Below are 6,788 nucleotides of genomic sequence, written 5' to 3'. Positions count from 1 at the left end.
ATATGTTTTGACTTTTCAAAATCTACTTTCATCTTATTAATGATTGGCTTAACAGTTTCAGTTTTTATTGATTGCGTTTTTACTTTAGTTGCTTTTTTTACATCTTTAACTTTTGGTTTAATAGTTTTATTAAGTTGTTCAACTTTAGTTTTTGCCTTTTCTATTGTTGGTTTGATTATATTTTTTTTTGCTTTCATATTGTCTCCTTTATATTCAAAAGGACGAATAAATTTTGTGGATAGATTTTAATAATCTAACGAAAGAAAATTAGTAAAATCTATATTTATGCTTTAATTATAGCACTTTTGGTTTATTACTTCAAGAATTATAATTAAAGTTTTTAAAATTTTTACAATTTAATTATAACAAAAATGCTAAGTCAATGACTTAGTTTTTATTTTTTAAATAATTAAATTTATATTCTACTATTTAAAAAATTAGCCCGTGAAATTAACATATTATTTAAAGTTTTATAATTATATATTTTTGCACCTTTAGTTTGACTTTTAACTAAATAAAATACATCACTTTCAGCACTACAACCTATATTTCAACTAGCAGTTTGATTAATAATACCTTCTTTATTATTTTTAAAAATTCTTAAAGTTTCTTTATTTACTTTAGTTTTAATTAAAAATTTTATTAATTCATCATAATTACCATTACAAAAATAATCTTTAGCAATTTTATAATTATTATATTTTTCTTTATTAATAATTAATTTTCTTTTACCAGAATTAGGTTTATATGCTGTTCATAAATATTTTAAAGCATGATATTTATCAAAAACATAATATGCTCCTAAATATTTTGCTAAAGTTCTAATTCATCCAGCACCATCACCACATACTACAAATTTTGGATTATAAAAATCATAATAATTTATTAATCCTTTTCAAGTACTATCAACAGTAGGATTATCTTGAAAATAATCTTCTTTAGGATTAGATTTATAATTAAACATAAAATTATATTTTTTATTTAATAATTTATTACGATTTTTACTTATTTGTTTTTTACCAGTATTATATGAAATACTTCTAATTTTTTGCATTTCTCTTTTATTATCTTTATTTCAAACTGGTACAAAACAATCATCTACATTTATATAAATATATTCATTATCTTTTACTTTAATTTTATCTAAGAACCTGTTTGGAATCTTTTATAAAATAACGTAAAATGACTATATATTTTAAGATAAGGGGTATATATGCATAAAAATTATCCAAGTCATGTTACTAAAGAACAATTTGAGAACATAAGATCAATTTTAGAAAATAGCAAAAAGAAAACAAAACCAAGAAATTTAGATTTATATGAAGTATTTTGTGCAGTTTTATATGTATTAAAAAGTGGATGTCAATGAAGAATGTTACCAAAAAATTTTCCAAAATGACAAACTGTATATTATTATTTTCAAATTTGAAGTAAAAATAGTGATAAAGAACCTAGCACTTGACAAGTAATTTTAAAAAAAATTAGTTAGAAAAGTTCGTATCAATAATGGTAGAAAAGAACAAACTAGTTTTTGTATAATTGATTCACAAAGTGTTAAGAACACAGATACTGCTAAAAATAAAGGTTATGATGCTGGTAAAAAAATTTCAGGAATAAAGCGTCATATTGCTGTTGATTCTCAAGGCTTACCACATGCAATTTACATAACCACAGCAGAAAAAACAGATCGTAATAGTGCTATAATAATGATTGAAAATGAAAAAGAAAATTTATCTAAAGTTCAAAAAATACTAGTAGATGCTGGTTATACTGGTGAAAAATTTGCTTTTAAAATCAAAACAATCATAAATGCAAATGTTGAAGTTATCAAACGTAATGAATTACATTCTTTTGTATTATTGCCAAAAAGATGAGTTGTAGAACGAAGTTTTGCATGATTAGAAAAATGCAGAAGATTATGAAAAAATTGTGAAAGAAAATTAAATACTAGCTTACAAATGGTTGTTCTTTCCTTTATTTCAATTTTATTAAAAAGATCCTAAACAGGTTCTTAGATATTTAAAGGTGCTAATAATAAAAAAGAACGATATTTCTATCGTTCTTATTATTTATAAAACTATCCATCAACTTTATGCGCCCTACTCAAAAAAAAGTATTTATAAATTTATAAATTAATTATATAATTATTTAATAATGATTATCAAAATATTGTTATTAAAAATAAACTAGTAAAGGAAACTTAAAAAATGAAATGAAATTTTGATAATGACAGTTTTCAAAATGATAATAATGATGATTTTGACAAACTTTGTCCTATTTGTAAACAGAAATTACTAGAAGCAAAACTTGAAAAAATAAATGAAATAAATCAATATCAGCAAACACAAAATGATATTTTATTAATTGAAGAAATTAAAAAAGAATTAGAAAAAATTAAAAAAGAAAAAGAAACACAACTTTATGTTTACTTATGTAGAAAACATAAAAATGAAAATATTCTTTAATATTTTTATAATATATTAATTATTTTTTATTATATTTATTCATAATATTTTCAAATTTACTATCAGTAATTCAACTACTAATGCTTTCTACAAAAAATTGTTTATGATCGTTTATATTCTTTAACTCATCATTACTAAACTTACTCAAAACTCAATCAGCCGTGTTAAAATTAGGATTTTTACCAACACCAATTCTTAATCTTTGAAAATCTTTACTACCAATTTGATTAAACATACTTTTAATTCCATTATGACCAGCAGCACTAAATTTTTGTTTATATTGAAATTGACCAAAATTTAAATCAACTTCATCGTGAATAATTAACACATTTTCAATTTTAATTTTAAAATAATTCATAAAATTTGAAACACAAAAACCTGATAAGTTCATAAAAGTTAATGGTTTCAAAAAAATAACATCAGTGCCATTAACAACAGTTTTAACATATTGACCATTAAATTTAGTTTGATTAATTTTTAATTGTAATGTTTCACAAATCATATCAATAACAATAAAACCAATATTATGACGTGTCAATTCATACTCTTTACCTGGGTTTCCTAATCCAATAACTAATTTCATCTACTTTAAATTTCCTCTTTATTATTTTTTACTATTTTTATTATTAATTTTTTTTATTAATTCATTTGTTTTATCATCATAAACTTTTGTTAATGATTTATTATTAATTGAAGCATTAATCATTTTTGCAATAAAATCAGCAATTGAAATAATTTTTAAGCCATTAAATTTTTTTTCTTCAGAAATTTCAATAGTATTAGTAATAACAACTTCCTTAATAATTCCATCAATAACAGCTTGTTTCAAATTTTTTGAAGCTTGCCCACTAAAAATACCATGAGTAGCTAAAATATAAACTGATTTTGCACCATGTTCTTTAATAGCTTTTGCTGCATTAATAATAGTACCACCTGTATCAATCATATCATCAATAATAATAGCATTCTTTTCTTTAACATCTCCTAATACAAACTTAACTTGACTTTGATTAGGAGTTGTTCTTCTTTTATCAATAATTGCCAAAGGTACACTTAAATAATTACCTAATCTTCGAGCACGAGTAACACCACCATGATCTGGAGATACAACAACTAAATTAGTTAAATTTTCTTCAATTAAATAAGATGCTAAATCTTGAGTTGCTCGTAAATCATCAACAGGAACATCAAAAAATCCTTGTTCTTGTGGTGAATGTAAATCAACAGTAATAACACGATCAACACCCGCAACAGTTAATAAATTTGCAACAAGTTTACAAGTAATAGGTTGTCTACCACCTTGTTTTCGATCTTGACGAGCATAACCAAAATAAGGAATTACTACATGAATTTTAGCAGCAGATGCACGAACTAAAGCATCAACAAAAATTAATAATTCCATTAAATTATCATTAGTTGGCGGCGAAGTTGATTGGATAATATATACCACTTTCCCTCGTACTGATGTTATAGATTGAATGTTAAATTCACCATCAGCAAAACGACTAATTTCTGCTTTTCCAGGTTCAATATTAAGTTTTTTACAAACTTCTTGTGTAAATTTTTGACTAGCACTTAAACCAAAAACTACAATGTTTTCTACATTATTCATTAAATCCTCCTTTACATGTTTCTAAAAATTATAATTATAATTTCATTATACAATGTTTATTACAATTTAAGTATATTAAATTTAAAGACTATTAATTAAAAATAATTAATAAAAAGTTATATCTTTTGCAAGAAAAAATAAAATCATTATAATAGTTAACGGATAATAAATATTTAAAAATATGTTTATTAATAAACAAGGATTATTGCTGAGGTGTTTTATATACTTATTATCCACAATCTAATATCATTAATTTTAATAATTATTCTGAAACGTATTTATTATTAATAATAGTAAATAACTGGTAAAACATTGAAAATGTTAATTCTTCAGATCTTATTGTTAATGATCAAGATAAGTCGTTAATTAAATTAACGGCTTTTTCTTTACTATTTAAATAAATACCCAAATTGTTAACTAATGTTTTTCTCTTATTAACAAAGCAACTTCTTACAAATTTTCAAAATAATTGTGGTTCATCAAGTTGAAATTTAGGATTTACTTTAAAATAAACAACACTACTTGTGACATTAGGTATCGGAGTAAAATTATTAGGACTAACATCAAAAATAATTTTAACATCACAATAAAATTGACACATAACAGAAAGATTATTATATACTTTAGTTTTAGGTTTAGCACAAAATCTTTGTGCAACTTCTTTTTGCATCATTAATGTAAATGAATCAAATAATTCAATATTTTCTAATAATTTTAAAACAATTTGTGAGGTAATATAATAAGGCAAATTTGCAATTACATGAATTTTTTGATTTATTGCAAATTCTTCATTAATGATTTTTTTTAAATCTAAATTTAAAAAATCATCATTTATAATTTTTAAATTTTTGTATTCATTTAACTCTTTTTCTAAAACAGGAATTAATTTTTTGTCAATTTCAATTGTCACAACTTTTTGCGCAGTGCTGAGTAATTTATTGGTTAAATGACCAATGCCCGCTCCAATTTCAACAATGCCATCTTCATCTTTAAAATTACTAGTTTTAACAATTTTATCAATTATATTATTATTAATTAAAAAGTTTTGTCCAAACTTTTTAACTGCATGTAAGTCGTATTTTTTCAATATTTTTTTTGGATTTTCCATTATTATTCTCCAATTCACATTTTTAGTTAATTATATACTAGTAATAATTAAACAAATAGTTAGCCAACTAATCATATATGCTAAATTTACTACTAGCAAATCTACATGTGGTAATATTAACATATATCAACTTAATAAATAAATATTAATTTGAGTGGGAAAAGGAGATGATTTTTATATGGCAACAAAAATAGAGGTTGCTAATGACGGATGCAATAACCAAGACGTTAATATTGTTTCTCTAGATTTAGGAACAAGAAATTTAATTGTCAGAGTTAATGGAAGGGTTGTTTATAGTCAACCATCAGCAATTGTATTTGATACAGAAAACGGAGAAGTATTCATTGGTGAAGCTGCTTTATTAATGAAAGAAAAAACTCCAGCGAATAAAATTTTCAGAGAACCAATGGCTAATGGTGTTATTAGTGACAATAATGCTTTGATTGCTTTATTAACTGAAATTTTTACACAAATTATTGATGTGAAAGCTGAAAAAATTTGAGAAAATTCAGTAGCACTTGTAGCTATTCCATCTAAGGTTTATAAATTAGATAGAACTGTTTTACGTGAAATTCTACAAGGAAAAAAAGTAGCTAAAATTCCAATTTATAGTGATAAATTTCCCAATAGATATAATGCAAGTAATGAAAGCGTAATGAAAGCTGAAAAAGTTGTTATTGTTCCTGAAGTAAAATTGGCAGCTATTGGTGCTGGGGAAGCACTTTGAGATGCTTCAGGAGTATTTATTCTTGATATTGGTGGTGGAACTTCTGACTGTGCCATTTTATCAAGTGGAGAAGTTATTGTTCAAGATTCAATTCCAATTGCTGGAAATGCTATTGAACGTAGTATTAAAGAACATTTTGAAAAAATGCACTATATATCTCTTAGCTCAATGGAGGCTGAAAAAACAAAAATTAGTGCTGGTATTTGAATAGATGGTGAAAAAGATAGTGAAAATAAAATTACTATCCATGGAAAAAGTACTAAAACTAAAAAACCTGAACAAATTACAGTTCCTAAGCAAGAAGTAGCTAGAGTAGTTACCGAAGCCTTTGAACCAATTGTTGCACTATGTAGTGACATTATCGATAAAGCCGGACCTGCCTTTTCAGAAATGATTATGAAAGACGGTTTAACTATCACTGGTGGGGGTGCTTTGCTTGAAAATATTACAACTTATCTAAAAAAACGACTAAATTTAGAACATGTGGTATCTGCTAATAATCCAAGAGAGTGTGTAATTAGAGGAACTCAAGCCTATGAAACTCATAAACAAGATGTATATGAAAAAGGATTCATTAGACCAAGTAATTAAAATTCCAGGTGTGTAGAAGGAGGAAAAAAAATGGGATTATTTGATAAAAAACCCAAAGAAAACTTAAATAAAAAAAGTAATATTAAGTCTATTAATGACTACCAATGATTAGCTTTAGATGTCGGAACAGAAAACTTTAAAGCAAGGTATGTTAACATTGGACTTACATATGATGCTCCAACTTATCTTGCTGAAGACTATGAAAAAAATGTTATTCTTTATGGTGAAGAAGCTAAAGCTTTAATTGATAAAACAAATGAAAATGTTGTTATTAAGCGTCCAGTT

The 6,788-nt window shown here is 24.4% G+C and carries 9 protein-coding genes; 4 read left to right on the top strand and 5 right to left on the bottom strand.

Annotation, left to right across the window (positions count from 1 at the left end):
* Together M0D11_RS04870 and M0D11_RS04865 are read right to left on the bottom strand one after the other, a co-directional pair.
* On the bottom strand, positions 1–197 hold a 197-nt coding region (locus M0D11_RS04870), incomplete at its 3' end, for a hypothetical protein (protein ID WP_252320616.1).
* A 218-nt stretch (positions 198–415) separates the two neighbouring features.
* The gene (locus tag M0D11_RS04865; RefSeq protein WP_252320614.1) at positions 416–1,054 is read right to left on the bottom strand and encodes a hypothetical protein; all 639 of its coding nucleotides are present in this window, start codon (positions 1,052–1,054) and stop codon (positions 416–418) included.
* A gap of 159 nt (positions 1,055–1,213) precedes the next feature.
* Between M0D11_RS04865 and M0D11_RS04860 the strand changes: the two genes are divergently transcribed.
* Both M0D11_RS04860 and M0D11_RS04855 read left to right on the top strand, forming a co-directional pair.
* A protein-coding gene (locus M0D11_RS04860; RefSeq protein ID WP_368862531.1) for an IS5 family transposase occupies positions 1,214–2,003 on the top strand; the annotation gives its coding sequence in 2 pieces (ribosomal slippage) (positions 1,214–1,482 and positions 1,481–2,003; 792 coding nt in all).
* A 204-nt stretch (positions 2,004–2,207) separates the two neighbouring features.
* Positions 2,208–2,465 (top strand): hypothetical protein, encoded by a 258-nt coding sequence (locus M0D11_RS04855; RefSeq protein ID WP_252320612.1) that lies wholly within the window; start codon positions 2,208–2,210, stop codon positions 2,463–2,465.
* Between the two features lie 19 nt (positions 2,466–2,484).
* Here M0D11_RS04855 and pth read toward each other — a convergent pair whose 3' ends face one another.
* The 3 genes from pth to rsmA form a co-directional block, all read right to left on the bottom strand.
* Complete coding sequence (gene pth / locus M0D11_RS04850) at positions 2,485–3,048, bottom strand: aminoacyl-tRNA hydrolase (protein ID WP_252320610.1); 564 nt, start codon at positions 3,046–3,048, stop codon at positions 2,485–2,487.
* A gap of 21 nt (positions 3,049–3,069) precedes the next feature.
* Positions 3,070–4,077: a ribose-phosphate diphosphokinase gene (locus M0D11_RS04845; protein WP_252320608.1), complete on the bottom strand. Its 1,008-nt coding sequence runs from the start codon at positions 4,075–4,077 to the stop codon at positions 3,070–3,072.
* Between the two features lie 262 nt (positions 4,078–4,339).
* Entirely contained in the window at positions 4,340–5,185 is an 846-nt protein-coding gene (gene rsmA, locus M0D11_RS04840; protein WP_252320606.1) for a 16S rRNA (adenine(1518)-N(6)/adenine(1519)-N(6))-dimethyltransferase RsmA, read from the bottom strand.
* A 178-nt stretch (positions 5,186–5,363) separates the two neighbouring features.
* On the opposite strand from rsmA, the gene M0D11_RS04835 reads away from it, so the two are divergent.
* Both M0D11_RS04835 and M0D11_RS04830 read left to right on the top strand, forming a co-directional pair.
* Positions 5,364–6,503, top strand: coding sequence for a rod shape-determining protein (locus tag M0D11_RS04835; protein ID WP_252320604.1), 1,140 nt, complete (start codon positions 5,364–5,366; stop codon positions 6,501–6,503).
* Positions 6,504–6,533: 30 nt separating this feature from the next.
* Positions 6,534–6,788, top strand: a 255-nt coding sequence (locus M0D11_RS04830; RefSeq protein WP_252320601.1) for an acetate and sugar kinases/Hsc70/actin family protein, incomplete at its 3' end; no start/stop codon positions are given.

The organism is Spiroplasma endosymbiont of Lariophagus distinguendus (assembly GCF_023846195.1).
Taxonomy (GTDB): Bacteria; Bacillota_I; Bacilli_A; order Mycoplasmatales; family VBWQ01; genus Spiroplasma_E.
This window is presented reverse-complemented; position numbering and strand designations above follow the sequence as displayed.